The organism is Actinomadura litoris (assembly GCF_009733595.1).
Classification (GTDB): Bacteria; Actinomycetota; Actinomycetes; order Streptosporangiales; family Streptosporangiaceae; genus Spirillospora; species Spirillospora litoris.
In genome coordinates this window covers 316,742-342,830 of sequence record NZ_WOFH01000004.1, presented here as the reverse complement: position 1 = coordinate 342,830, position 26,089 = coordinate 316,742, and the positions used below count along the sequence as shown (strand labels likewise).

The 26,089-nt window shown below is 72.5% G+C and carries 24 protein-coding genes; 13 read left to right on the top strand and 11 right to left on the bottom strand.

Annotated features, from left to right (window positions below):
- Positions 1–23: 23 nt before the first annotated feature.
- The 5 genes from GNZ18_RS12975 to GNZ18_RS12955 are packed head-to-tail and all read right to left on the bottom strand — an operon-like array spanning position 24 to position 7,468.
- Complete coding sequence (locus GNZ18_RS12975) at positions 24–2,585, bottom strand: glycosyl hydrolase family 18 protein (protein ID WP_156216560.1); 2,562 nt, start codon at positions 2,583–2,585, stop codon at positions 24–26.
- Between the two features lie 8 nt (positions 2,586–2,593).
- A complete protein-coding gene (locus GNZ18_RS12970; RefSeq protein ID WP_156216557.1) occupies positions 2,594–3,193 on the bottom strand; it encodes a DUF305 domain-containing protein in 600 nt (199 codons plus the stop codon).
- A 10-nt stretch (positions 3,194–3,203) separates the two neighbouring features.
- The gene (locus GNZ18_RS12965) at positions 3,204–4,082 is read right to left on the bottom strand and encodes a lytic polysaccharide monooxygenase auxiliary activity family 9 protein (RefSeq protein WP_156216555.1); all 879 of its coding nucleotides are present in this window, start codon (positions 4,080–4,082) and stop codon (positions 3,204–3,206) included.
- Between the two features lie 49 nt (positions 4,083–4,131).
- Positions 4,132–5,892 carry a chitinase gene (locus GNZ18_RS12960; RefSeq protein ID WP_156216553.1) on the bottom strand — a complete coding sequence of 587 codons (1,761 nt, stop codon included), beginning with the start codon at positions 5,890–5,892 and terminating at the stop codon, positions 4,132–4,134.
- A gap of 10 nt (positions 5,893–5,902) precedes the next feature.
- Entirely contained in the window at positions 5,903–7,468 is a 1,566-nt protein-coding gene (locus GNZ18_RS12955; RefSeq protein ID WP_156216551.1) for a chitinase, read from the bottom strand.
- 341 nt (positions 7,469–7,809) lie between these two features.
- Here GNZ18_RS12955 and GNZ18_RS12950 point away from each other — a divergent pair, with 341 nt between their 5' ends.
- Genes GNZ18_RS12950 through GNZ18_RS12940 form a run of 3 tightly spaced genes read left to right on the top strand, consistent with a single transcriptional unit; the run spans position 7,810 to position 11,153 of the window.
- Positions 7,810–8,394 carry a winged helix-turn-helix domain-containing protein gene (locus GNZ18_RS12950; RefSeq protein WP_156216549.1) on the top strand — a complete coding sequence of 195 codons (585 nt, stop codon included), beginning with the start codon at positions 7,810–7,812 and terminating at the stop codon, positions 8,392–8,394.
- A gap of 6 nt (positions 8,395–8,400) precedes the next feature.
- Positions 8,401–9,654 carry an MFS transporter gene (locus tag GNZ18_RS12945; protein ID WP_156216546.1) on the top strand — a complete coding sequence of 418 codons (1,254 nt, stop codon included), beginning with the start codon at positions 8,401–8,403 and terminating at the stop codon, positions 9,652–9,654.
- 44 nt (positions 9,655–9,698) lie between these two features.
- On the top strand, positions 9,699–11,153 hold the full coding sequence (locus tag GNZ18_RS12940; RefSeq protein ID WP_156216544.1) for a M1 family metallopeptidase: 1,455 nt from the start codon (positions 9,699–9,701) through the stop codon (positions 11,151–11,153).
- Positions 11,154–11,199: 46 nt separating this feature from the next.
- Here GNZ18_RS12940 and GNZ18_RS12935 read toward each other — a convergent pair whose 3' ends face one another.
- Entirely contained in the window at positions 11,200–12,777 is a 1,578-nt protein-coding gene (locus tag GNZ18_RS12935; protein WP_216651270.1) for an MFS transporter, read from the bottom strand.
- Positions 12,778–12,866: 89 nt separating this feature from the next.
- Between GNZ18_RS12935 and GNZ18_RS12930 the strand changes: the two genes are divergently transcribed.
- Entirely contained in the window at positions 12,867–13,331 is a 465-nt protein-coding gene (locus tag GNZ18_RS12930) for a MarR family winged helix-turn-helix transcriptional regulator (protein WP_214619353.1), read from the top strand.
- 151 nt (positions 13,332–13,482) lie between these two features.
- Here GNZ18_RS12930 and GNZ18_RS12925 read toward each other — a convergent pair whose 3' ends face one another.
- Positions 13,483–13,944, bottom strand: coding sequence for a pyridoxamine 5'-phosphate oxidase family protein (locus GNZ18_RS12925; RefSeq protein ID WP_308166251.1), 462 nt, complete (start codon positions 13,942–13,944; stop codon positions 13,483–13,485).
- Between the two features lie 55 nt (positions 13,945–13,999).
- A complete protein-coding gene (locus GNZ18_RS12920) occupies positions 14,000–15,133 on the bottom strand; it encodes an FAD-dependent oxidoreductase (protein WP_156216542.1) in 1,134 nt (377 codons plus the stop codon).
- 125 nt (positions 15,134–15,258) lie between these two features.
- Between GNZ18_RS12920 and GNZ18_RS12915 the strand changes: the two genes are divergently transcribed.
- The 5 genes from GNZ18_RS12915 to GNZ18_RS12895 all read left to right on the top strand — a co-directional run bounded on the left by GNZ18_RS12915 (position 15,259) and on the right by GNZ18_RS12895 (position 18,791).
- Positions 15,259–15,861, top strand: coding sequence for a TetR/AcrR family transcriptional regulator (locus GNZ18_RS12915; RefSeq protein ID WP_156216540.1), 603 nt, complete (start codon positions 15,259–15,261; stop codon positions 15,859–15,861).
- A gap of 77 nt (positions 15,862–15,938) precedes the next feature.
- On the top strand, positions 15,939–16,124 hold the full coding sequence (locus GNZ18_RS12910; RefSeq protein ID WP_214619356.1) for a ribbon-helix-helix domain-containing protein: 186 nt from the start codon (positions 15,939–15,941) through the stop codon (positions 16,122–16,124).
- Positions 16,121–16,465, top strand: a complete 345-nt coding sequence (locus GNZ18_RS12905) for a VOC family protein (RefSeq protein ID WP_156216538.1) — start codon at positions 16,121–16,123, stop codon at positions 16,463–16,465. The genes GNZ18_RS12910 and GNZ18_RS12905 overlap by 4 nt, the downstream gene beginning before the upstream one ends.
- Before the next feature lie 38 nt (positions 16,466–16,503).
- The gene (locus GNZ18_RS12900; protein WP_156216536.1) at positions 16,504–18,120 is read left to right on the top strand and encodes an MFS transporter; all 1,617 of its coding nucleotides are present in this window, start codon (positions 16,504–16,506) and stop codon (positions 18,118–18,120) included.
- Between the two features lie 284 nt (positions 18,121–18,404).
- Complete coding sequence (locus GNZ18_RS12895) at positions 18,405–18,791, top strand: hypothetical protein (protein WP_156216534.1); 387 nt, start codon at positions 18,405–18,407, stop codon at positions 18,789–18,791.
- A gap of 61 nt (positions 18,792–18,852) precedes the next feature.
- On the opposite strand, the gene GNZ18_RS12890 is transcribed toward GNZ18_RS12895, so the two are convergent.
- On the bottom strand, positions 18,853–19,233 hold the full coding sequence (locus GNZ18_RS12890; RefSeq protein WP_308166252.1) for an ArsR/SmtB family transcription factor: 381 nt from the start codon (positions 19,231–19,233) through the stop codon (positions 18,853–18,855).
- 162 nt (positions 19,234–19,395) lie between these two features.
- On the opposite strand from GNZ18_RS12890, the gene GNZ18_RS12885 reads away from it, so the two are divergent.
- On the top strand, positions 19,396–20,601 hold the full coding sequence (locus GNZ18_RS12885; RefSeq protein ID WP_246249728.1) for an MFS transporter: 1,206 nt from the start codon (positions 19,396–19,398) through the stop codon (positions 20,599–20,601).
- Positions 20,602–20,612: 11 nt separating this feature from the next.
- Here GNZ18_RS12885 and GNZ18_RS43640 read toward each other — a convergent pair whose 3' ends face one another.
- Complete coding sequence (locus GNZ18_RS43640; protein ID WP_216651269.1) at positions 20,613–21,590, bottom strand: Lrp/AsnC family transcriptional regulator; 978 nt, start codon at positions 21,588–21,590, stop codon at positions 20,613–20,615.
- Between the two features lie 119 nt (positions 21,591–21,709).
- Between GNZ18_RS43640 and GNZ18_RS12875 the strand changes: the two genes are divergently transcribed.
- Together GNZ18_RS12875 and GNZ18_RS12870 are read left to right on the top strand one after the other, a co-directional pair.
- A complete protein-coding gene (locus GNZ18_RS12875; RefSeq protein ID WP_173390753.1) occupies positions 21,710–22,558 on the top strand; it encodes an NmrA family NAD(P)-binding protein in 849 nt (282 codons plus the stop codon).
- A gap of 416 nt (positions 22,559–22,974) precedes the next feature.
- A complete protein-coding gene (locus GNZ18_RS12870) occupies positions 22,975–24,432 on the top strand; it encodes an aldehyde dehydrogenase family protein (protein ID WP_156216530.1) in 1,458 nt (485 codons plus the stop codon).
- 57 nt (positions 24,433–24,489) lie between these two features.
- Here GNZ18_RS12870 and GNZ18_RS12865 read toward each other — a convergent pair whose 3' ends face one another.
- Entirely contained in the window at positions 24,490–24,747 is a 258-nt protein-coding gene (locus GNZ18_RS12865; protein ID WP_156216528.1) for a hypothetical protein, read from the bottom strand.
- Positions 24,748–25,291: 544 nt separating this feature from the next.
- Between GNZ18_RS12865 and erm the strand changes: the two genes are divergently transcribed.
- Positions 25,292–26,089 (top strand): ErmE/ErmH/ErmO/ErmR family 23S rRNA (adenine(2058)-N(6))-methyltransferase, encoded by a 798-nt coding sequence (gene erm / locus GNZ18_RS12860; protein ID WP_376766269.1) that lies wholly within the window; start codon positions 25,292–25,294, stop codon positions 26,087–26,089.

The window sequence follows — 26,089 nt, the reverse complement described above, 5'->3', positions numbered from 1 at the left end:
CTTCAGATGAGCGGGCGGCGCGGTCACCTCAGACCGTCGTCCACCGCCTTGGTGAGGACGCCGGGGTCGCCCGACATCTCCCAGATCATGGCGCCGAGCAGGTTCTTGCTCTTCAGCCACGCCATCTTCTTGCTGATCGACCAGGCGTCGTCGAAGGACCACCACTGGCCGTTGTTGCCGGTGTAGCAGTACGTCGCGACGGCCTGCTCGTCATGGGTGATCTGGCAGTTGGGCACGCTGGCTATCAGGTTGCTGTAGCCGCGCGTCCCGGCCTCCTCCTGGAACTGGCCGGGGGCCGCGCCCTTGGCGTCCTGCCACTCGCCCTTCTTGCCGCCGTCGGTCACGTTCTGCCAGCCGCGGCCGTAGTACGCGAGACCGATCGTGAGCTTGCGCGGGTTGACGCCGGCGTCGAGGTAGGCCTTGATGGCGGCCTCGTCGCTGAAGTGGAACGAGTACGGGTCGTCGGTGTCGGTGTAGAGGTTGCCCGCGTGGCCGGTCCGGTTCGGCTCCCACGAGTTGTCGCTGCCCGAGCCGTGGAAGTCGTAGCCCTGGACGTTGAAGATGTCCAGGCTCTTGGCGACCTCCGGCAGGTCCCAGCCGGCTTGGATCTTGGCGGGGTCGGCGGGGGTGAACGCGGTCAGGTCGTAGCGCTTGCCGGTCTCCTTGGTCATGGCGTCGAGCTGGCGGCGGAACTCGGCGATCAGCAGGGTGTTGTTGGCCTTGTCGTCCTTGCCGATGTGGTTGCCCGGGTGCCCCTCGGCGCCCGGCCACTCCCAGTCGAGGTCGATGCCGTCGAAGATCCCCGCGGCCGTGCCCGGGCCGCCGGCGCCGTTGTAGTCCGGCAGGTTGCCCTTGATGTAGGTGTCGATGCAGGACGAGACGAACTTCTTGCGGCTGGCGTCGGTCGCGGCGACGTCGGAGAAGTACTTGGAGTACGTCCAGCCGCCGATCGAGATCAGCACGCGCAGCTTCGGGTACTTGGCCTTCAGCTTCTTGAGCTGGTTGTAGTTGCCGCGCAGCTTCTCCCAGCCGGAGTCGGCCTGGCCGTCCACCGACTGGGCGGCGCTGAAGGGACGCCCGTAGTCGGCCTCGGCGTCGCCCGCGCCGTCACCCTGGTTCGGGTCCTGCGGGTCCGACGAGGTGCCCTTGGTGACACCCTGCAGGCAGGTCAGGTTCTTGGAGTCGATGTTGGCGAACGCGTAGTTGATGTGGGTCAGCTTGGCGGCGTTGCCGGTCGTGTCGAGGTTCTTCACGAAGTACTGGCGGCCGTAGATGCCCCACTGGACGAAGTAGCCGACGCGCGCGTACCCGTTGGCGACCATGTCGTCGGTGGTGACCTTCACCGCCGCGCTGGCCTCGGACACGTTGTCGTACAGGTCGCGTGCCTGGACGGCGAAGTTGTAGGCGGTGGAGGGCGACAGCCCCGCCACGGTCGCCGACGTCCCGGTCACCGTCGTGGCGACCTTCCCGTCCACCAGCACGTCGTAGTTGGCGACGCCGTGGTCGTCGGTCGAGGCGTTCCACGCGAGCTTGACGCTGGCGGAGTCCTTGCCGGTGCTGCGCAGGCCGGACGGCACCGAGGGCGCCTTGGTGTCGTCGGCCGGGTTGTTGGTCTTGACCGTGACCGGCTCGCTGGCGGGCGACAGGCCGCCCTTGCGGTCCCTGGCCTTCACCGTGAACGTGTAGTCGGTGTTCGGGGTAAGGCCGGTGACGGTGGCGTTGGTCTCGGCGACCGTCGTCGCCAGCGTCGAGCCGTTGTACACCTCGTAGGCGGTGATCGGCAGGCTGCCGGGCTTGGCGGCGTCCCAGGTCAGCGAGACCGTCTTGGTCGTCTTCACCGGCGACTTCAGGCCGCCGGGCGCGCTCGGCGCGGCGTCCCCCGAACCGTCGCAGTTGACGTCGTTCACGCGGCAGGTCGTCGGCTGCGCGCCGGACTGGCTGACGCTGAACGTCGGGCTGTAGGGCTCGGTCGTGCGGCCCGCGCCGATCGTGGCGTTGAAGTAGGCGGGGCTGAGGGTGACCGTCCGCCCGTTCTGGGCGATGGTGCCGTTGTCGGCGCTGCTCGCGGTCACGCCCGCGGGCAGGTCGAACACGACGGACCAGTTCGTGATCGTCGCGGAGCTGTTGTTCGCGACAATGAACTTGGCGCGCGTCCCCTCGACCGAGTAGGTCGCGGTGACGCCCGCCGAGGGCTGCGGGCCCTCACCCGAACCGTCGCAGTTCGCTCCGCTCAGGGTGCACGAGGTCGGGGTCGCGGCGGAGCTGAGCGAGAACGTGGGGCTGTAAGGCTCGGAGCTTCCGCCCCCGCGAATGGTGTTGATGTAATGGGCCGGGGTCAGCGTCACCTTCGTCCCATTCTGGGTGAGGGTGGCGTTCTGCGGGCTGCTGGCTTTCACCCCCGAGGGGAGCTCAAAGGTCAGCGACCAGTTGCTGATCGAGGCCGAACCTGGATTGCTGACCACATACTTTCCGGTCGTGCCCGAGAGGCTGAACACCGCCGTCAGTCGATCGGCCGCCCGCGCCGGCGCGACGGCCAACGCTGAGACCACGACGAGGGTGAGCAGGGCACTGATCAATCGGCGCATGCCTACACCTACTTCTGGGATGGGTTGTGCGGGGAGCGGGAGCCGAGGATCGCCAGCATCCGCGTGATCTGCGCGGACCGGGAGCGGTCGACGTTCTCGGCCAGCCGGCGGGTCCAGGCGTCCTGGCCGCCGCCGGTCTCCATGCGCGCCATCTGGACGGTGTCGTCCTGATGGGCGATCAGGAGGTTGAGGAAGGCGCGTTCGAACCGGTCGGGGGGCGTCCGGTCGAGCGCGTCCAGCTCGGTCTGGGTGGTCTCGGGCATGCCGCCGTGCGAGGCGTGCGAGTGCGGCGGCGCGGTGGGCGGACGCCGCCACCCGCGCAACCGTCCCGCCATGTCCTTGACCTCGGTGAGCTGGGTGGACTCGATCGCCGCCGCCAGGGTCGCCACCTCCGGGCGGACGGGATGGCGGCGCACCAGCCGCACCAGCCGCACGCCCTGCCCCTGATGGGGGACCATCATCTGCAGGAACATCACGTCGGTGGCGTTGAACCCGGGCCCGCCGCGCTCGGCGGCGGGCGCGGTCGACGACGAACCGCCGACGGCCCCGCACTGGACGACCAGCAGCAGGACGCAGGCGGCGAGCAGAGCCAGTGCGCCGTACCTCATGGCGCCGCGCTCAGGCCGTCCGCCAGAGGGCGGAGGTCGTCGCGGGCTCCCACCCGGCGATCGCCGTGTGCGGCTGGACGCACTCGTAGGTCGCCCCGTTGTAGGTGACCTTGTCGCCGGTCTTGTAGGCCGTCCCGGCGGCCCACGTGCCGCTCTCGGGCGGCGTGGTGGGCGGCGTGGTGGGCGGCGTCGTCGGCGGGTTGGTCGGCGGGTTCGTCGGCGGTGTGGTGGGGGGCGTCGTCGGGCCGTTGGAGCCGCCGAAGTCCACGTCCGAGCAGGTGTAGAACGCCTCGTTGCTGCCCATGACCCGCTGCCAGATCGAGTAGATCAGGTGCCGGCCGGTGCGCGGCGGGATGTTCAGCGTCCACTTGGTGAACGTGGTCGGGTTCTGCCTGTTGAAGGTCTGCAGGTGGACCAGGTCGGCCCAGCGCAGCGGCTGCGAGGGGTCCCAGCCCTCGCGGGTGATGTAGTACTCGAAGTTGCTGGCCGCGTGCGGCGCGGTCGCGTGGTAGGTGATCGTCAGCGGGCCGGAGGTGATGCGCTTGGCGGGCCAGTCGGTGCGCTGGAGGTCCAGCCCCCGGTACTTGGCGCGCCCGGCGCTGCACAGCTGCCCGTCCGGGATGATCTGCCGGTGCCGCCCGGCGGCGTCCAGCAGCGACACCTCGTTCCAGTCGTAGAACGCCTGGGTGCCGGCGACCGCGACGGCCGCCTTGCAGGCGTCCGACTTCGGGTACTCGGGACCCTCGTCCTTGCAGACGTACACGCGGCTCGGCGGGTCCGACATCGTGCCGTGCGCGCTGGCGGGGGCCGCGGGCGCCAGCACGGCGACCGCCGACGCCGCCGGGACCGCGGCCGCCGCGACGGCGACCTTCGCTCGGGTGGATCTCATCTTCTTCCTTCCGGTTGGGGTGGGGACTCCGGCGCGCGGGCCGGAGCTCTCACGGAAGCGCGTTGAGGAACGGCTCGTGGGCGTTCATGAACTCCCAGTTGAAGTAGCGGTCCCAGTTGATCGACCAGGTCATCAGCCCGCGCAGCGCCGGCGACGGCCCGCCGCGCAGCGTGTAGGAGCCGCATCCGGTGCCCTTGGCCAGGCAGGTGAACGCCTGCTGCACCTGCGCCGGCGAGGTGTGGCCGTTGCCCGCGGGGACGGCGGCCGGGGTCCCGAACCCGATCTGCTCGGGGCGCAGCCCCGGGAACGTCTGGCCGGTGTTCGCGACCGTGAACCCGGCCTTCACCATGTCGGTCATCGCGATGTGGAACTCGGCGCCGCCCATCGTGTGGTACTGGCCGTCCAGCCCCATCACCGGGCCGGAGTTGTAGTCCTGGACGTGCAGCACGGTCAGCGCGTCCCGCATCGCGTGGATCACCGGCAGGTAGGACCCGGTGCGGCCGTCACCGCCGCCCGATCCGCCGTAGAACTGGTGGCCGACCTGCACGAAGAAGGTCTCCGGCGCCATCGTCAGCACGAACTTCTCGCCGTACTTGGCCTTCAGCGACTTCAGCGCCGAGATCAGGTTGACGATCACCGGGGTCTTCGGGTTGCGGAAGTCGGTGTCACCGGAGTTCAGGTAGAGCGAGTGGCCCTCGAAGTCGACGTCCAGGCCGTCCAGCCCGTACCTGTCGATGATCTCCGACACCGACCGGACGAAGGTGTCCCGCGCGGCCGCCGTGGTGAGCTGCACCTGCCCGTTCTGGCCGCCGATCGAGATCAGCACCTTCTTGCCCTTGGCCTGCTTGGCGCGGATCGCCGCGATGAACTCTGCGTCGCTCTCCACGCTCGGGCACTCGCTCGCCGGGCAGCGGTTGAAGCGGATGTCGCCTGAGGTCACCGAGGTGGGCTCGCCGAAGGAGAGGTTGATGATGTCCCAGGCGTCCGGGACGTCGGCCATCTTCATGTAGCCCGACCCGTTGGCGAAGCTCGCGTGCAGGTACCCGATGAGCGCGTGCTTGGGCAGGCCCGTGTCCACGCAGCCGCCGGTGGTCCCGGTGACGGGGTCGGACTTGGCCGACTCCCCCACCTCGTTGTAGGCCGCGACGGTGAGCGCGTGCGTGGTGCACTTGGCCAGCCCGCCGACCGTGGCGGACGTGCCGGTGACGGTCGCCTTCACCTCCGAGCCCTCGTAGACGCGGTAGCCGGTGACGGTCCCCGGCGCGGCGCTCCACGACAGCGCGATCGAGTCGTCGGTGACCGATCCGAGCCGCGGGGTGTCCGGACGGCCCGGCGTCCCCGGCTGGGGGCTGCCGGGACCGTCCAGCACGACGTCGTCCGCGTGGTACGTTCCGGCGCCGAACCACCCGTGCAGGAAGATCTGCGCCGACTTCTGGTCGGCCGCCGTGGTGAAGGTCAGCGTCAGCTTCGTGTAGTCCGAGGCCGACGGCGTCCAAGTGGACGCGCCGCCCGTCACGCCCAGGTACACGTAGTTGCCGCGTACCCAGGCGCTCAGCGTGTAGGCGGTGCCGGGCTGGACGCCCACCGTCTGCGTGCACTGGCCGTTGTCGCCGGCGCTGACCCCGCCGGCCAGCGCGTACTTGCCCGTCCGCACCGGCGTGGTCACCGCCGACCCGCCGCCCGAGCACGTCCAGCCGCTCAGCGAGCCGCTCTCGAACCCGGCGTTGGACAGGACGTTCTCGGCGTGCGCGGGACCCGCCGCCACCAGCAGCCCGGCGAGTATGACCGCCAGGACCCAGATCTTCCTCATGTCGGCCCCTCTACGGCAGCGTCTTCAGGTGCGAACCGACGGTCCTGGCGAATCCGCCGCCGTTGGTGACGTCCCAGTTGATGGACCAGGTCATCGCGCCGCGGATGTCGGGGTAGGTGCTCGACGGCTTGAACTTGCCGCAGCCGGTGCCCTTGGCCAGGCAGTCCAGCGCGTTGTTGACCAGCCCCGGCTGGACGACGCCGCCGCCCGCCGCGCCCGGACCGGCCGGCAGTCCGAGGCCGACCTGGTCGGCGCGCAGCCCGCCCTGGAGCTGGATGCACGCCAGCGCGGTCATGAAGTCGACCGTGCCCTGGCTGTAGACGCCCTGGTCGCAGCCGAGCATGGTGCCGGAGTTGTAGTACTGCATGTTGACGACGGTGAGGATGTCCTTGATGTTCAGCGCGAGCTGGAAGTACGCCGCGCCGGTGGACTGCATGTCGACCGTCTGCGGGGCCATCATGATGATCAGGTTGCTGCCGGCCTTGGCGCGCAGCGCCCGCAGCGCCTGCCCCATGTACTGCGGGCTGATGCCGTTCTCCATGTCGATGTCGACACCGTCGAAGCCCCACTCGTCCATCAGCTTGGAGACGGAGTTCGTGAACAGCGTCGCGGCGCTGGAGTTGCCGACCCAGACCGCGCCCTTCTCACCGCCGACCGACAGGATGACCTTCTTGCCCTTGGCCTGGAGCGCCTTCACGTCCGCCTTGAACTGCTCGTCGGTGTAGCCGCCGACCTTGCCGGCGAGGCCCGGGTCGACCTTGAAGCTGACCTCTCCGAAGTTGCTCGTCGACTCGCCGAAGGCGACCGCGATGACGTCGTACTCGTCGGGCACCTGGGAGAGCTTCAGCGGCCTCGCGGAGTTCACGAAGTCGTGCCAGTACCCGGTCAGGATGTGCTTGGGCAGCGCCGCGGTCGCGCAGCCGGTCGTCGTCCCGGTGGTGGCGGCGCTCGCCGGCGACTCGCCCTTCTCGTCGTAGGCCTTGACGGTGTAGCTGTGCGTGGAGCACTTCTCCAGGCCGTTCAGCGTGGCGGTCGTGCCGGTGACGGTCGCCTTCACCTCAGAGCCCTCGTAGACGCGGTAGCCGGTCGGCGTTCCGCTGCCGGCCTTCCAGGTCAGGGTGAGCCCGGTGTCGGTGCGTCCGCTGACGCTGACCGAGGCGGGGGCGCCGAGGCCGCCCGGCTCATTGGACCCCCCGGTGCAGGGCTGGCCGTTGAACTTGCAGTTCTCGGGGCTCCCGGAGCCCGTCCCGGTGAATCCGAAGACCACCGACTTGCCCGGCGCGATCGCGCCGTTGTACTCGCGGTTGCGGAAGACGTAGTGGGACGCCCCGTCCTTGGTCATGAGGGCGTCCCAGTAGGCCCCGACGGCGGACCCGGACGGAAGGTCGAACTCGACCGTCCATCCGTCGACGGCCGAGCCGGACCCGTTGGTGAGGGTGTACCTGCCCTCCCAGCCCGCCCCCCAGTCGGACGGCTTGGAGAACGTCGCGCTCGGCGCCTCGGCGCGGGCGGTGAGCGGGACGAGGACGACGATCAGGAGGGCGGCGAAGATGCTGAGGATGGTGCGCGGACGCAAGACTCACTCCAACGGCACGGTAGGGAAACATGGCGGAATTCCCCCGAACCCCGAGTCAGGCGCGTAATCAACAGTAAGGTTTCCTATAAATTTGAGAGCACGTTAACCAGCGGCTCCGCGCCCGGCAAGCCCCCGCGCGCAACCTCCGCGCCCGCCTGGGCAACCACCGCAGGTTGAACACCGAACCACCCAGGGCGACCACGAATCTTGGCACGAATCGACAAAGGATCGGCGCACCGGGCACAGGGATCCACAATCCCCCCTCCCATCTCATTCGAGACCTGCGCGTTCACTGTGGAAAGCCTCTTTCGAAAGACTCTTTCGAGCGCTAACCTCCAGGTGTGAGCGACGAACCTGGGAACGACCGCAGGAAGCTGACCGACCCGCAGGAGCTGCGCGTCCTGGCCCATCCGACCCGGCTGCGGATCTTGCAGGCCCTCTACGAGCTGGGGTCGGCGACCGCCACCGAGATGGCCGAGCACGTCGACGAGAGCCCGGCCAACTGCTCCTGGCACCTGCGGCAGCTCGGCAAGCACGGCTTCGCCGAGGAGACCGGCGAGGGCCAGGGCCGCCAGCGCCCCTGGCGGCCCTCCGGACGGTCGCTGGAATGGGGCGGCAGCGACGAGCCCGCCCCCGTCGCCGCCGCCAGCGACGCCCTCAGCGCGGTGTTCATGGAGCAGGAGTTCGACCTGATCCGCGCCTGGCAGGCGTGGCGGCGCACCGACCCGGCCGTCTGGCAGGACGCGGCGGGCTTCTCCGAGAGCACGGTCTGGGTCACCGCCGCCGAGCTCGCCGAGATCAACGCGGCGCTCACCGAGATCAGGCTGCGCCACCGCGAACGCCGGGACGACCCGTCCAGGCGCCCGCCGGGCAGCCGCCGGGTCTCGGTGTTCACCTCGGCCGTCCCCACCGACCCCGCGCGGTGAGGGCCGGTGCCGGGGGCGCTGTGGCGTGACCGCGAGCTGCGGCTGCTGACCGTCGGCCTCACCACCGGGATGGCGGGCGACTCGGTGATGCTGCTGACCTTCGCGGTGTGGGTCAAGAGCCTCACCGGCTCCACCGCCTCGGCCGCGATGGTGATGCCGTGCCTGGCGGGCCCGTCCGCGCTGGCGCCCCTGGGCGGCTGGCTGCTCGACCGGGTGTCCAAGCGGCGCTTCCTCGTCCACGCCAACCTGGTGGCGGCGGTGGTCCTGCTCCCCCTCCTGGCCGTCCGCGACCGGAGCGACGTCTGGATCATCTACGTGGTCGCCGCGCTCTACGGGACGCTGTTCGTCGCCACCGCCGCCGCGCTCAACGGTCTGCTCAAGGAGCTCCTGGACGACGACATGCTCGTCGCCGTCAACGGGACGCTGCAAGGGATCAAGGAGGGGCTGCGGGTGGCGGGCCCGCTGACCGGCGCGGCGCTGTTCGCGGTCCTGGGCGGCGCGGCGGTCGCGCTGGTCGACGCCGTGACCTTCCTCGTCGCGGCCGGGAGCATCGCGGCGATCCGTCCGCCGCGCTTCGAGGTCCGGCGAGGGGGCCCGTCCTGGCGGGGTGAGCTGTCGGCCGGGGTCAGGCACCTGGTGGACGACCCGGCCCTGCGGCGCACGATGACCGCGTCCGCGATCGCCTGGCTCGTCCTCGGCCTGGGCGAGTCGGTGTCCTTCGCGATCGTCGAGCGGGGGCTGCACCGCCCGCCCGAGTTCCTCGGCGTGCTGGCCTGCGCCCAGGGGGTCGGCTCGGTCGCCGGAGGGCTGGCATCCGCGCGGGCCGTCCGGCGGGTGGGCGAGATGGGGGCGCTCGCGGTCGGCCTGTGCGCCTTCGGGGCGGGCACGGCCCTGTGCGCGGTGGCCGCGCTCCCCGCCGTCCTCGCGGGACGGGTCGTCGCCGGCGCGGGCTTCGCCGTCGGCATGGTCGCCTTCGTCACGCTCCTCCAGCGCCGGACCCCCGCGTCCCTGCTCGGCCGCGTCTCCACCGCCGCCGAGACCTTCACCAGCGGGCCTCAGACGATCTCCATCATGATCGGCGCCGCGCTCATCGCCACCGTGGACCACCGCCTCCTGCTGGGCGTCATGGCGGTGGGCATGGTCGGCGCCGGCCTCCACCTGTGGCCCCACCGGCACCTCGCCGCGCGGGCCCCGGCTCACGTCGATCGTTCTCCAACCATGATCGACATTCGCCACCGGGACGGTAATGATCTTGTTTGAGCAGTTCGGCAGAGATCGTTCCACCCGACCGGGAAGGACACCCGATGGCGGTTCCCAGGTTCACCCACCGGCTCCCGCTCGCGGTCGCCGCGGCCGCGGCGGCCGGCGCCGCGGCGCTCGGGCCGCTCGCGCCCGCCGCGTCCGCCGACCTCCGCTTCGAACCCGGCGCCCCGGGGCTCGGCGACCCCTACTTCCCCGACCTCGGCAACGGCGGCTACGACGTCCAGCGCTACCACCTCAAGACCGGCTACGACCCGGACACCGACCATCTGACCGGCACGACCACGATCACGGCCGTCGCCACCCGGAACCTGTCGCGCTTCAACCTCGACCTGTACAAGCTGAACGTGCGGTCGGTGCGGGTGGACGGCGCCGCCGCCTCGTTCGCGCGCACCGGCGAGCGCGAGCTGGAGATCACGCCGCGCCGGGGGCTGCGCGAGCGCCGCACGTTCACGGTGGTCGTCCGCTACGACGGCGTCCCGGTGACGCTCGGCGGTTCGGTGGTGTTCGACCTGCCGTACGGGTTCCTGCACACCAGGGACGGCGCCACGATCGTGGGCGAGCCCGACGCCGCCTCCACCTGGTTCCCCTCCAACGACAACCCGCGCGACAAGGCCTACTTCACGACCGAGACGACCGTGCCGCGCGGCCTCCAGGTGATCGGCAACGGGCACCTGGTCAAGCGGTGGAGCGCCCGCGGCGAGGACACCTTCGTGTGGCGGGAGGACCGGCCGATGGCGACGTACCTGGCGACGGCCTCGATAGGACGGTTCAACGTGTCCACGACCACCACCCGCACAGGGATCCCGCAGCTCGACGCCGTCGACCCGGAGGTCGCCGACGACCCCGACTCGCTCGCCACCCCCGCCCGCACCACGCGGGCGACCGACGAGCTGGCGGGCTACTTCGGCGCCTACCCGTTCACCTCCACCGGCTCCATCATCGAGAACAACGCCGTCCCGCCGCTCAACGTCGACAACGCGCTGGAGACCCAGACCCGGCCCACCTACCAGAAGCAGCCCGTCGAGAAGGGCGTCGTGCACGAGATCAGCCACCAGTGGTTCGGCAACAGCGTCAGCGCCGCCCGCTGGAAGGACGTCTGGCTGAACGAGGGCTTCGCGCTCTGGACGGAGCGGTACTGGGCCGAGCGGCACGGCGGGCCGTCCGCCCACGACGTGTTCAAGCGCGACTACGACAACCCGCCGCCCATCCCGCCGGGACGGCCCGCCTTCTGGGACATCACGGTGGCCGACCCCTCCCGCGACCAGATGTTCCACCGCGCGGTCTACTTCCGCGGCGGGATGGCCCTCCAGGCGCTCCGCGAGCGGATCGGCGACGAGCCGTTCCTGCGGCTGGTCCGCACCTGGCTCGCCGACCACAGGTACGGCGACGCCACCACCGAGGAGTTCGAGGCGCTCGCCGAGAAGATCTCCGGCCAGGACCTCGACCGGCTCTTCGAGGTGTGGATCCACACGCCGGGCAAGCCCGCGAGCTGGTGACCCGACCGCCCGGGGCCGGCGCGGACCGGCCCCGGACGGCCCGCGCTCACCCTCCGGCGGGCGTCGTCACGGGCGCGGCCGTCTCCCCGACGTCGGCCGCGTCCGGCCGCACGGTCCGGCGGACGGGACGCAGCGCGACCATCAGCAGGGCCACCCCCGAGAACGCGATCAGCATCGTCCAGCCCGAGCCGACGTGCATGGCGTGAATGAACGCGTCGTTGGCCTCGCCCACCAGGTCGGGACGGTCGATCGCGGCCGCGACGTGCCGCGCCTGCTCGGCCGAGACCCGCGCCTGCTCCCCCGCCGTGCCCGGCACGTCGCGCAACGACGGTTCGATCGCGCCCCTGTAGGCGATCGACATGATCGTGCCGCCGGCCGCGATGCCGAGCACGCTGCCGGTCTGCCGGACGGTGTTGGTGACCGCCGACCCGGCGCCGGCACGCTCCAACGGCAGCGTGCTCATCAGCTCCGTCGTCACCGGGCCGATCACCATCCCGATCGCGAGCCCCTGCACCAGGAACACCAGCTCGATCCACACCAGCGGGGTGTGCAGCCCGAAGAGGGCGGCCGAGCCCATCGCCAGCGCCGAGACGGCCAGCGCCGGGACGGCGACCGGCCGCAGCGAGTAGCGGCTCACCAGCCGGACCGCGAGCGGCGCGCCGACCATCAGGCCCGCCGCCACCGGGCAGATCGCGAGACCCGCCTCCAGCGGCGAGAAACCGCGCGCCCCCTGGAGGTAGAACGCGCCGTAGAAGCCCGCGGCGGTCATGGCGAACATCAGCATGCCGAGCGCGGCGTTGCCGCCGCCGAACACGCGCTCGGCCAGCAGCCGGGGGTCGAATCCCGGCTGGCGGGCCCGCAGCTCGACGACCACGAAGGCGGCCAGCAGGACCAGCCCCACGAGGATCGGCGCCCACACGTCCACCGGGGTCCAGGACGCCACCTGCCCCGCGCGGATCAGCCCGTAGGCCAGGAAGGCGAGGCCGCTGATCGACAGCGCCAGCCCCGCCAGGTCCAGCGGGCGCCGCTCGGGGCTGCGGAAGTTCGGGACGAGCGTGAGGATCCCGGCCAGCGCCAGCACCGTCACCGGCACGTTGACCAGGAAGACCGAGCCCCACCAGAACCGTTCGAGCAGCAGCCCGGCCAGCAGCGGCCCGGCCGCGATCCCGACGCCGGCCGAGGAGGAGAACAGCCCGATCGCGGTCGCCCGCGCGGCGCCGCTGAACGTCCACATCATGATCGCCATGGTCGCGGGCATGATCAGCGCGCCGCCCACGCCCATCGCGGCGCGCGCGGCGATCAGCCCGCCCGCGCCGCCGGCGTAGGCCGCCCACACCGAGGCGGCGCCGAAGACCGCGATCCCGGTCGCGAGCACGGTGCGGTGGCCGAAGCGGTCGCCGAGCGCGCCCGCGGTGAACATCAGCGTGGCGAACACCAGCGTGTAGGAGCCGGTGACCCACTGCAGCTCGGCGGGGCTGGCGCCGATCCCCCGCTCGGGGTCGGCGAGGGTCTCGAAGGCGGTCGAGAGGATCGTGTTGTCCAGCCAGATCAGCAGCGAGGACGACAGCAGCACGATGAGGATCATCCGTTGCCTGGACGCCGGCAACGCGGGCGGACTCGTCATGGGGAACCTTCGCTAAGATAGTCAAGAACCTGACGAAACGCATGATGGCCCGATCGTCAGGAACCTGTCAATCTCCGAAGGGGCGAACGTTGGGTTTCCATCGCCACGACACCGGGACGCTGGCGTTCCAGGTCCGCACGGTCTGGCTGAACATGCGGGCGGCGATCGGCGAGGAGCTCAAGGCCTTCGGCCTGTCGACCCCGCAGTACGCGACGCTGATCATGACCCAGGCGCATCCGGGCATGTCCGTCGCCGACATCGCCCGGCAGGTGGCCAGCACCCGCCAGGCCGCCAACGAGATGCTCGCGGGCCTGGAGGCGCAGGGCCTGGTCGAGCGCCGCCCGAACCCGTCCGACCGCCGCTCACACAAGATCCACATCACCGAGTCCGGCCGGACGCGCCTGGCCGAGGCCCGCGTCGCCGTGGCCCGCCGCGAGGCCGATCTGGAGGCGGCCTTCACCCCCGAGCAGCGAACGGCCGCCCGGGACTGGCTGGACGGCGTGGCCCGCGCCTGCCGCCTCTCCGCCCCCCCGACGGACTCCTCAAAGGGCTAGGAGCCCCTTTGTTTCGGAGGCGCTAGATGCGGCTTCCCCTGCGAAGGGTGATGGATCTCGGCGACCAGGAAGGCCGCCCCGCGCCGGTTCCGGCCGGGTCACCGCCTGGACTGCTGGCAGGCCCGTTCCTGCCTCGCGCTGCGTGTACGGCTCAGCGGGCGGGGCTGCCGGTCGCGCGGTCGGGGGTGAGCAGGACCGCGACGCGGCGTTCCTCGGCCATCGTCCGGTCGTAGGTCGGCCAGTCGTCGTGGGTGCCGCCCGCGGCGGTGAAGATCTCGCGCAGCAGCACCCGGAGGCGCTCGGCGTCCACGCCGGGCAGCGGGTCGTCGGGGCCGGCGAGTTCGACCGGGCCCTCGGCGGACGCCCACTCCCAGCCGGAGCGGACCACCACGTTCGCGCGCGGCCGCGCGCGCAGGTAGTCGATCTTGCGGGCGCCGCCGACCGCGACCAGGCCGACCACCCGCGCCCCGGTCACCGGGTGCGCGAGGACCCCCGCGTTCACCACCGACGACTGGATCGTCCCGTCCGGACGCAGGGTCGAGACCACGCACAGGCCGTGGTCGCCCGGGACGAGCCCGGCGAAGCGATCGAGCCCGCTGTTCAAGTGATCCACCGTGAACCCCCTCGTTCCTCGGTCAGGACATGATCCTATGCGGTGCGGGGTCGCCTCAGTGGTGCGCGCGCATGTGGGCGAGGACCCCGGCCGGGGCGTCGGGGGCGATGGCGTCGGCGATGGCCCCGGCCGCGCCCTCGGCCGCCTCGACCGAGCGTGGCAGCATCACCTTCTCGTAGGCGCGGACGGCCTCGTTGAGGTCGTCCGCGCCGGCGATGGCCCGGGCGAGGTCGGCGCCGTCCAGCATCGCGAGGTTGGCGCCCTGGCCGGAGAAGGGCGACATCAGGTGCGCGGCGTCGCCCAGGAGCGTGAGGCCCGGGGTGTGCTCCCACGTGTGCGGGACGGGCAGCGCGTGGATGGGCCGGTTGATGTAGGGGCCGTCGTTGCCGGTGATGAGGGCGAGGAGCGAGGCGTCCCAGCCGGGGAACTCCTTCAGCAGCGCCGCGCGGACGGCTCCGGTGTCGGCGAGGTCGACGCCGGCGCTCTCGTGCCAGTCGAGCGCGACGCGCATGGCGATGTAGACGCGGATGTGGCCGCCGCCGTTGCGCTGCGCGATGAGGCCGCGGTTGTCGTGCAGCGCCATCATGGTGCCATCCCCGGTGAGAGCCGCGATGTCCCGGTGCCGGGTGTCGACGTCGTCGAAGCGGGCCTCGACGAAGGTGACGCCGCTGTAGCCGGGGACGGCGCCGGTCAGCACGGCGCGGACGCGGGACCACGCCCCGTCCGCGCCGATGACCAGGTCGTGGTCGGCGTGTGAGCCGTCGCCGAAGTGGACCCGGTGGACGCCCCCGCCCAGCGGCTCCAGGCGGGTGACGGCGCGACCCCACCGGACGGTGCCCGGCGTCAGGGAGTCCAGCAGGAGGGCGCGGAGCCGGCCCCGGTCGATCTCGGGCGCGCCGTCGCCGCTGCCGCCGAACACCTTGTCGAACCCGACGGCCGCGTCCCGGTCGAGCACCCGCATGCGCTGCCCCTCGGGCCGCGAGAGCGCCAGGAACGGCTCCAGGAGCCCGGCCGCGTCGAGGGCGGCCTGACCGGTGCCGGTGTGCATGTCGAGGGTGCCGCCCTGGTTCCGCGCGTCGCGGGAGGCGTCGGTGTCATAGACGGTGACGCCGATGCCGTGGGCCTGGAGGACGCGTGCGCAGGTCAGCCCGCCGGGGCCGGCGCCGACGACGGCGATGCTCGCGTTCATGATCCTTCTCCTTGGTCGGGGGCCGCCGGTGCCGGGGGCCGCTTCCGCCAGCATAAGTAGAATCGTTCTGAAAGTAAAACGGTTCCGAGTTTCGAACCGCTTCGAGTTTGGGCTAGGGTGGGCGCATGACGGAGACCTCGGCGCGGCCCGGCCGGCGCGAGCGCAAGAAGGCGGCCACCCGCCGCTCGATCGCGGACACGGCGCTCCGGCTGTTCCTGGAGCGCGGCTACGACGGGGTGGGCGTCCGCGAGATCGCCGAGGCGGCCGACGTGTCGGTGAGCACGCTGTTCAAGCACTTTCCCGGCGGCAAGGAGGCCCTGGTCTTCGACGAGGACGCCGACCGCGAGGCCGCCCTGGTCGCCGCCGTCACCGGCCGCTCCCCCGGCCGGTCGGTGCCGGACGCGATCCGCGCGCACCTCGCCGCGTCCGGTCGTGCCGGCGACCCGCGCTTCGGCGGGTTCCAGCGGCTCGTCCAGGAGACTCCCGAGCTGCGCGAGCATTCGCGCCGGATGCTGCTGCGGCACGCGAACGCGCTGGCGCGGGCGATAGCCGAGCAGGCCGGGCGCCCGCCCGAGGACGACGGCTGCGCCGCGCTCGCCCGCCTCGCGCTGGAGGTCCCCGCCTTCGCCGCCGACCGCGACGACCCGTCCGCCGCCCTCGACCGCGCGTTCGCGCTGCTCGAACACGGCTGGACGGCGCTGACCTCGCCCGAGCACCCCACCGCCTGACCTTCTCCGAACCGCCCTCTCTTCGGCGTTCCTAGGTTGCTAGCATCCGTGCCAGCTAGGATGCTAGCATCAAGTCCGTGGGAGATGAGGACGTCAAGCAGTTCAACGTGTATCTGCCCATCGGGCTGATCAAGCAGGTCAAACATCACTCGGTCGAGTCGGGCCTGTCCCTGTCGGCCCTGGTCGCCGAGGCGTTGCGCGCCTATCTCGGCGACCCCCACGGGCAGAGTCGGCGATCGTCGGAACAAGGAGACAAGCAATGAGCACCCAAGGCTTCGAGGCCGTCTTCCTGGAGACCCACAACTGGGGCAAGGCGGCCAGGTTCTTCCAGGCGCTGGGCTTCGAGTTGGAGTTCGAGACCGGCCACGGCTCCGGCCAGCTCCGCAACGGGAACGGTCCCTACGTCTTCATCGCCGAGGTCCCCGAGGACCGGGAGCCCCGCCTCCAGCTCGCGCTGAGGGTCGAGGACGCCGAGGCGTTCCGCCCCGACCCGGTGGTCGAGGTGGTCACGGCGTTCGAGGACACCCACTTCGGGACGAAGGAGATGACCGTCCGCGACCCCGACGGGCGGCTCTGGAGCCTCCAGGCGCCGGGCAAGGGCTGACCCCCACCGGCCCGGACGGGAACGAGGAGAGGACACGCATGAGCAGGTGGCGCGGCGACCCCTGGGCGGTGCTGGTGACGCTCAGCCTGGGGTTCTTCATGACGCTGCTGGACCTGACGGCCGTCAACGTCGCCATCCCCAGCATGATCGACAAGCTGGAGGCCTCGCTCGACGCGGTGCTGTGGGTGATCAACGTCTACATCCTCGTGCTCGCCGCGCTGCTGATCACCGCCGGTCGGCTGGGTGACCTGCGCGGGCCGCGCGCCATGTTCGTGGCCGGGGTGGCGCTCTTCACGGTGGCCTCCGTCCTGTGCGGCCTGGCGCAGGACCCGGCCCAGCTCATCGCCGCCCGCGCCGTGCAGGGCCTCGGCGCCGCGGCGCTGATGCCGCAGACGATGACGATCATCATCGCCACGTTCCCGGCCGAGCGCCGGGGCGCGGCGCTGGGCGTCTGGGGCGCGGTCGCGGGCGTGGCGACGATCGCCGGGCCGACGCTCGGCGGGCTGCTGGTCAGCGCCGCCGGGTGGCGCTGGATCTTCTTCGTCAACGTCCCGATCGGCGCGGCCGTGCTGGTGATGGCGCTCACGCTGATCCCGGACGTCCGGCCCGGCAGGCCGCACCGGCTGGACGTGCCGGGCGTCGCGCTCGCGACCGCGGCGCTGCTGTGCCTGACCTTCGGGCTGACCGAGGGCCAGCGGTACGGCTGGAACGCCGGGATCTGGGCGCTGCTGGCCGGGGCGGCGCTGCTGCTCGCGGTGTTCCTGGCGCACCAGCGCACCCGGCAGGACGATGAGCCGCTGCTGCCGTTCACGCTCTTCCGCGACCGCGACTTCGCGGTCATGAGCGTGGTGTCGGCGGCGGTCCAGGTCGGGATGATCGGCCTGTTCCTGCCGGTGATGATCTACCTTCAGTCCGTCCTCGGGTTCAGCGCGCTGAAGGCGGGTCTGGTGATGGCGCCGGGCATGGTGCTGTCGGCGCTGGTGTCGCCGGTCGCGGGACGCGCGTCGGACCGGCTCGGCGGCAAGTACATCCTGATGTCCGGCCTCGCCCTGTTCGCGGTCGGCATGGCCTGGCTGGCGGCGGTCGCCGACGTCGGGCGCACCTGGCAGGCGCTCCAGCCTCCCCTGGCCGTGGCGGGGCTCGGGATCGGCTGCGTGTTCGGCCCGATGGTCACGGTCGCGCTGCGCAACGTGGAGCCGAGGATGGCCGGGGCCGCGTCCGGAGTGCTGAACACGATCCGGCAGATCGGCACGATCACCGGGAGCGCGGCGGTGGGCGCGATCCTGCAGAACCGCCTCGCCGGCTCGCTCCGGGACGAGGCGTCCGCGCGGGCCGCCGGACTCCCAGCGGACCTCCGCGGCCGGTTCGTGGCCGGGTTCGACCACGCCGCCAAGGGCGGTCTGGAGGTCGGCGGCGGCCGGGGCGCGGCGCCGGACACCCCTCCGGGGACGTCACCGGACCTCGTCCACCACGTCCAGCGGGTGGCGGCGGCGACGTTCGAGCACGGGTTCGTCCACGCGCTGCGGCCGACGCTGGCGCTGCCCATCGCGGTCATCGTGATCGGCGCCGCGTCGTGCGCGCTGGTGCGGCGCCACCGGTCCGAGGGGAGGGATGAGGCTCCGGTCGACAGCCGTCCCATGGCGGACACTCCGTAAGGAGGCCGGCGCCATCGAACCCGATCGTGGCTGGCGGGTTTGGGATGTCACATAAGCGATGCTTTCGCAGTCTTCTTCTCCGGAGGTCCGAGCCGCCGCGTGCGGGCGGCTCGGACCTCCGCCATTGTCGGCGATCTCGAATTCGAGTTCAGGGACATTCGGAGGAAGCGCTTGCGTTCTCGTATCGCGGCCCTCGCCGTGACCGCCGTGGTCACCGCGGGCGGCCTGGGTCTGGCCGAGGCGCCCGCCTCGGCGTCGCCGCCGGGCGGGCCGGCTCCCAGACCATGACGGTCTTCGACTCCCGGACCGGCGAACCGGCCGGCACGCTCATCCTGTCCGACAGGGCCGAGACCAAGAGCGCCAAGAAGTGTGAGAAAACCGCCTGGGTCGGCAGGGTGTGCGTCAACGTCAACGGCAAGGGCCTGTACGTCAAGAGTTGGGCCACCACTTTCGAGCACACCCAGGAGCCTTACAAGTACCTGTGCAGCGAGGGGCGGTTCTGGGTGGACGGGAAACGGTTCCACACGAACCAGAAGTACTGCGCCGACAAACACCACTCCGCACAGCTCACCTGGCGCGGCAAGGGGCGCAAGTTCCGCCACAACGCCGAACTGTGCAACAGCTGGACGATCGCCGGCCCGGCGAAACCCTGCATCACCGTCCACAAGTAAGGACAGAGCCCGGCTGAAGGCCGAGTGGCCGGAGTCCGCCGCCTGACGTCCGCCGCGGCCGTCAGGCGGGGGGCGGCGTCCAGGCCACGACGAGGTCCAGCAGGCCGGGGAAGCGCGCGTCGAGGTCGGCGGTGCGGACGTGGCTGCGGCGCTCCAGCCCGTACTGCCGCTGCCTGATCACCCCGGCCTCGCGCAGCGCCTTGAAGTGGTGGGTCAGCGACGACTTCGGCCGGTCCAGGCCGAACCAGCCGCACGTGTGGTCGAAGCGCTCGCGCTCCACCAGCAGCTTGCGGACGATCCCCAGCCGCAGCGGATCGCTCAGCACGCCCAGCACCGCCTCCAGCCGCAGGTCGTCGACCGCGGGCTCGGGCAGCGGCTCGGGCAGGCCGTCCGGCTCGGGCAGTTCCCGGACGGCGGGAACCTCGGTCACGGTCGCGGCCACGGCGGCCCTCCCCCAATGTCGACTGCTGTACGACTCCGATCGTACTACGTGCTATGTTCGAACGCACTCGAACCTATTCGACTCAAGTCGTACTGTCGATGTGCTGGGAGAACACGCATGTCATCGAGCCGGACCCTGTCACCGCGGTCACCGCGCCTGCCCTTGTCCTCCCCCGCGCCCCGCGAGCGGGGGTCCACCGCCTGGATCTGGCTGGCCGCCTGGCCGGTCACCGCCGTGTTCGTGCTGTCCAACGCCGCGACCCCGCTGTACGTGCTGTGGCAGCGCGACCTCGGCTTCTCCCGGGGCACGCTGACGGTGATCTTCGCCTCCTACATCGCCGGGCTGCTGGGGTCCCTGCTGGTCTCCGGCGTCGCCTCCGACCGGCTCGGCCGCAGGCGCGTGCTCGTACCGGCGCTCGGGCTGGCCCTCGCCGCCTGCGCGATCTTCGCCGTCGCGCCCGGCGTCCCCGCGCTGATCATCGCCCGGCTGTTCAGCGGCATCGCCGTGGGCGCCGTGGTGTCGGCCGGCATGGCCGCGGTCACCGACGTCGCCGGCCCCGAGCGCACACCGCTGGCCGCCCTGCTGGCCTCGTGCGCGATGGTGCTCGGCGCGGGTCTCGGGCCGCTGCTGGCGGGCGTCCTGTCCGAGACCGTGCCGGGCCCGACCGTCACCGTCTTCCTCGTCGAGGCCGTCCTGCTGGCCACCGCCGTCCTGACGGTGCTCCGCATGCCCCTCCCCCGGCCGCCCGCGCCCGGCTCCGGGTCATGGGTCCGCCTGCCGCGCGTGCCCGCGGCCAACCGGCGGCACCTGATCCTGGGCATCGCCGTGTTCGCCCCCGGCATCACCGCGACCTCGTTCGTGCTGTCCCTGGGCCCCTCGCTGCTGTCGGGCCTGCTGGACACCACCAACCGGATCGTCGCCGGCGCGATGGCCTTCGCGATGTTCCTGACCTCCACCGCCGTGCAGTTCGCCGTCCGGTCGCTGCGCCGCCGCACGATCCTGCTCACCGGCGCCGGGGCGACGCTCGCCGCCATGGGCGCCCTGGTCGCCGCCGTCCACACCGGGTCGGTCGCGGTGCTGGTCGCCGCCGCCCTGCTCGCGGGCGCGGGGCAGGGCATGGGGCAGCTCGGCGGGTTGTCGCTGCTCAACTCCAACGTCCCGGCGGAGCGCCTGGCCGAGGCCAACGCCGCGCTCAACGTGGGCGGCTACCTGCCCGCCGGCCTGCTGCCCGTCTCCACCGGCTACCTCAGCGAGGCCGTCGGCCTCACCCGCGGGGCCACCACGTTCGGCACCGTCCTGGCCGCACTGGCGGTCGCCGGGGCCCTGGTGGTCCTCGCCACGCGTCCCCACGACATCGACCCGGCGTGAGGCGCCCGGCCTCAGGGGGAGGGCAGGGGGCGGCCGAGGCGCTTGCGGGTCTGGATGATCGAGGTCGTCTCCACGTGGGTGATGGCGGGCAGCGCGGCGATGCGCTCGGTGAGGTAGCGGTACATGTCGTGGGTGTCCGCGCAGACGATGGTGGCGACCAGGTTGGTGGGGCCGGTGGTGGCAGCGGCGAACACGATCTCGGGGTGGGAGGCCAGCGCCCGTCCGGTGGCCTCCAGGTCGGCGGGCGCGGTCGAGGCCCACAGCCGCGCGCCCGTGCGGTAGCCCAGGTAGGCGGTGTCGAACTCGACGTAGAAGTGGAGCGCGCCGCCGGCCCGCAACTCCTCCATCCGCCGCCGGACGGTCGACTGCGACCAGCCGGTGGCCGCCGCGAGATCGGCCAGCGGGGCGCGACCGTCCCGGGCCAGGGCGTTCAGCAGGTGGAGGTCGTCGGCGTCGCAGTCGGCCGGCTCGGCGCCGGTCGCCGCCTCCGGCCCCGGGCCGAGCCGTTCCGCCTCCTGCTCGGTGAGGGCGTTGAGCAGCCGGACGCGGCCGGGCGACCCGTAGTAGGTGTGCAGGAGCGAGTAGGCGGCGATGTCCACCAGCCGTCCGGTGCGGGGCAGGCGCTCCAGGAGCAGGTGCTCGCCCTCGCCCGGCCCCCGCGCGCGGACGATGCACTGGACCTCGGTGCCGCCGGACACCAGCTGCACCCAGGCGGTGTCGTCCCTGCGGGCCAGCGCCGCGGCGATCGCGCCCGCCGCGCCGGGGGCGCAGCGCAGCCGCAGCATCCAGCGCCCGTGGCCGTAGAAGTTGGCGGGCGGCACCGCCACCACCCGCAGCAGGTCCGCCGAGCGCAGCCGCCGGTAGCGCCGCGCGACGGTCTGGTCCGACACGCCCAGCACGTCGGCGACGCGGCTGAAGGGGGCGCGCGCGTCGAGCTGGAGCGCGTGGACGAGCCGCCGGTCGAACGCGTCGGCGGTGTCGGTTTTCACCACCACAGCCTATGCGGTGTCGAATCTGGTCGATGTGGGCCGTCTGAGTTGTCGGGCGCAGCCTCGCGCAGCACCCTCGTCAGCGACCTGACCTGGTAGGACGATATGGGGGTAGGACGATGATCCTGGTGATCGGGGCAACGGGGAACGTCGGACGGCACGTGCTGTCCCAGCTCCAGGCCGTGGGGGCGGACGGGGTCCGCGCGCTGGTGCGTCCGGACGAGGCGGCCGAGGCCGACCTGCCCGCCGGTGTCGAGGTCGCGGTCGGCGACCTGAAGGACGGCCCAGGGCTGGAGGCCGCGCTGACCGGCGTCGAGACGGTCTTCCTGGTGTGGCCGATGCTGACCACCGAGGGCGCGCGCGAGGTGCTGGAGGCGATCGCCCGGCACGCGCGGCACGTGGTCTACCTGTCCTCGATCGGCGTGGGAGGGCGCCCCGAGGAACGGCACGACCCCATCTTCACGCTGCACGCCGGGATGGAGGCCCTGGTCGCGGAGTTCGGGCCCTCCCACACCGTCCTGCGGGCGGACACCATCGCCAGCAACACGCTGGGCTGGGCCGACCAGATCCGCACCACCGGGACGGTGCGCGGCCCGCTCATGCCCGCGACGGCGGTCGTCGACCCGCGCGACATCGCGGCCGTCGCCGCCCGCGTCCTCACCGGCGACGCCCACCGGGGCGCGACCCACCGGCTGACCGGGCCGGAGGTGATCGGCCCTCCCGAGCAGGTCCGGGCGATCGGCGCGGCGGTCGGCCGCGAGCTGCGCTTCGAGGAGGTCCCGGTCGAGCGGGCGCGGGAGCGGATGCTGGCCGACGGCCGCCCGCCCGTCCTGGTGGACGCGCTGCTGGGCGCGGCCGAGATCCGCGCGGCCTCGACGCTGGTCACCTCGACCGTCGCCGACATCACCGGGGAACCGGCGCGCACCTTCCAGCGGTGGGCCGAGGACCACCGCGACTCCTTCCGCTGAAGGCCGCCGGTCGGGTCGTCTCCTCCTCCGTAGGGGCGGAGGCGCGGGGCGAGGGCCAGGTGCAGCCGCGGTGGGCGCGCCGGCGGCAGCGCCCCGAGCAGAAGCGGCGCGGACGGCCGCGCCCGGGCCGGGGGGCAGCGGCGTGCGGCTCACCTGTCGGCCCGTGCCGGCGGCGCGGCGGACGGGCCGCCCTACGCGGCGGGGCTGCGGCTCGGCGCGGTGGTCGCGGGAGCGGTCTCGCTGGGGCGCGGCGCTGGTGGTGCCGGCGGCCCGGCGGGCCGCCGCGCGGGCGCGGCACAAGATCACACCGGCGGGGTTCCATTCAGTGGAAAGCTGATGTTTCCCGCCGCGTCGGGCATGGTCAGGGTGGGGAGGGGGACCTCCGTGGTCCCCGCGCGCGTATCTGAGGAGGAACGATGACGTTGCTCGATCCCGCCCTGTGGACGGGGAAGATCTTCGACGGCGGCTGGTCCGCCGGCCGGGGCGGTGTCTACGACGTCGTCGAGCCGGCGACCGGCGGCACGCTCGGCAGCCTGGGCCAGGCGGACGGCGCGGACGTCGCCGCCGCCGCGAAGGCCGCCGCCGCCGCGCAGCGGGACTGGGCCGCCCGCACCTACGAGGAGCGCGCGGTCGTGCTGCGCCGCGCCGGACGGCTGTTCGAGGACCACGCCGAGGAGATCCGCGACTGGCTCGTCCGGGAGGCCGGGTCGATCCCGCCGAAGGCCGAGCTCGAAGCGCACTTCGCCGCGAACCTCTGCTACGAGTCGGCGGCGCTGGCCTCGCACCCGCAGGGGCTCGTGCTGCCGTCGGCGCAGCCGCGCTGGAGCCTCGCGCGGCGCCGTCCCGCCGGGGTGGTGAGCGTCATCTCGCCGTTCAACTTCCCGCTGATCCTGTCGATGCGGTCGGTGGCGCCCGCGCTGGCGCTGGGCAACGCGGTGCTGCTGAAGCCCGACCCGCGCACGGCGGTGTGCGGCGGCGTGGTGCTCGCGCGGGTGTTCCAGGAGGCGGGGCTGCCCGAGGGCCTGCTGCACCTGCTGCCCGGCGGCCTGGAGGCGGGCGAGGCGGTCGTGGCCGCGCCCGAGGTGCGGGTGGTGTCCTTCACCGGCTCCACCCCCGCCGGACGCAAGATCGGCGAGGTGTGCGGGCGGCTGCTCAAGCGCGCCCACCTGGAGCTGGGCGGCAACAACGCGCTGATCGTGCTGCCGGGCGCGGACGTGTCCAAGGCGGTGTCGGCGGGCGCGTGGGGGTCGTTCCTGCACCAGGGGCAGATCTGTATGACGACGGGGCGGCACCTCGTCCACGAGAGCCTGCACGAGGAGTACGTCGCGGCGCTGGCCGACAAGGCCGACAAGCTGCCGGTCGGCGACCCGGCGGCCGGGCCGGTCGCGCTGGGCCCGATCATCGACGAGCGGCAGCTCGCGCACGTGGACGAGCTGGTGCGCGGCACCGTCGCGGCGGGCGCGCGGCTCGCGGCGGGCGGCACCCACGAGGGGCTGTTCTACCGCCCGACCGTGCTCGCGGAGGTCACCCCGGACATGCCCGCGTACGCGCAGGAGGTGTTCGGCCCGGTCGCGCCCGTCGTGCCGTTCGCGACGGCCGACGACGCGATCGCGCTGGCGGCCGACAGCGAGTACGGCCTCTCGCTCGGCATCCTCGGCGACGTCGGCCAGGCCATGAAGATCGCCGACGCCGTGCCCACCGGGCTCGTGCACATCAACGACCAGACCGTGAACGACGAGCCGGTCGTACCGTTCGGGGGGCTCGCCGCGTCCGGGAACGGGTCCCGGTTCGGCGGCCCGGACGCCAACATCGAGGCGTTCACCGAGTCGCAGTGGGTGACGATGCGCGGCGAGATCGCCCCGCACCCCTTCTAGACGGCCGAGGACGTGCGGGGCCCGGGCCACGCGGCTCCGGCCTCGCACACCGGCGGGTCAGATCGCCTCGGCGTGCCCGGTGTGGTGGTCCCGGCCCGTCTCGCGCAGCCACCGGCGCTCGCAGGCCCCGGCGTTCACGGCGGGCGTCTCCAGGGCGCCCACGTGACCGGCCTCCTCGTCGCCCGGCTCGATCACGCGCTTCTCGTAGTTCGGGGGCCATCGGAGCATCAGGCGTCGGCCGCAGATGGGGCACACCCACTCCTCCAGGCCCGACTCCCCGACCCTGACCATCTGCATCTCGTGCGCTTTCCGCAAGACGGTCCTCCTCAACCGCCGGGCCCGCACCGGCGTGGTCCCGGCGAGGTCCCGGTCTCCATACGCCTACCGTCATAGCCCCTTGACAGCGTCTTTAAACGGCTTTGCCGCTTCTGACCTGCCCGAATGCGCCATCGGGAGGGTGGTGCGCGGACCGACCGAAAACCGTTTGAGTCAGGTCGGCGCGTGCCCCTACGGTGGGCGCGTGGGATGTTACGTGAACATCGCGGCCCAGGGGACCGCCCATGCCGCCGCCTATGTGCGGCCGCGCGGGTGCCGTCCCGCCCTGGACCGCCCAGTGCGCGCCGACGCCTGATCTCCCGGCGGGGACGCCCCGCCTCCTGAACGCCGCCTCAGCCGCTGACCGCCGAGCCGCGCGTTCCGTCGCCCGTGCCGCCCGACGCCGTCCAGGGCCTCCGAGCCCTTGACCATCTCGGACGGGCCCGCCGGGCACCCCCGCGCTCCTCGGCGCCGCCTCGCGCGCGGCCCGTCCGTCCTCCCGGCCCATGGCCGGACGCCAAGGACGGCGACCGTGAACGAACGCATCTCCCATCACCGGCGCGCGGCGAAGGGGCGGACCGCCCGTGACCGCGCCCGCCGCGAGCTCTCCCAGAACTTCCTCGCCGACCGCGACCTGATCCGCCGCTACGCGCGCATGGTCGGCGACGGTCCCGGCGGCCTCGTCGTCGAGGTCGGCGCGGGCGACGGGCGCGTCACCGCCGCGCTGGCCGACCGCGCCGACCGCGTCATCGCCTACGAGGTCGACCCGGTGTGGGCGGCCCGGCTGCGCGGCCGCGGGCTCGGCAACGTCACCTGCGTGCGGGGCGACTTCCTCCGGGCGCGGCCGCCCGGCGGGCCGTTCCACCTGGCCGGGAACATCCCCTACTCCGCCACGTCCCGGATCGTCGGCTGGGCCCTGGACGCGCCGGGCCTGGCGTCGGCCACCCTCATCACGCAGTGGGAGTACGCCCGCAAGCGCACCGGCGGCTACGGACGCTGGAGCCGCCTCACCGTCGAGACGTGGCCGCGGTTCGGTTGGCGGCCGGCCGAACGCGTCCCGCGCGAGGGCTTCCGCCCCGTCCCGCGCGTGGACTCGGCGATCCTGCGGCTCGACCGGCGCGAGCACGCGCTCCTGCCCGGGTCCGCCATGGACGCCTACCGGCGGTGCGTCACCCTCGGGTTCGGCGGCAGGGGCGGCACGCTGCACGCCTCACTGCGCGCCGCCCATCCGAGGCGGCGCCTGGACGCGGCGTTCCGCGCCGCCAGGCTCCCCCGCGACACCGTCGTCGCGTTCGTCCACCCCGACCAGTGGGTCACGCTGTTCGGCGTCCTGCATGACTGA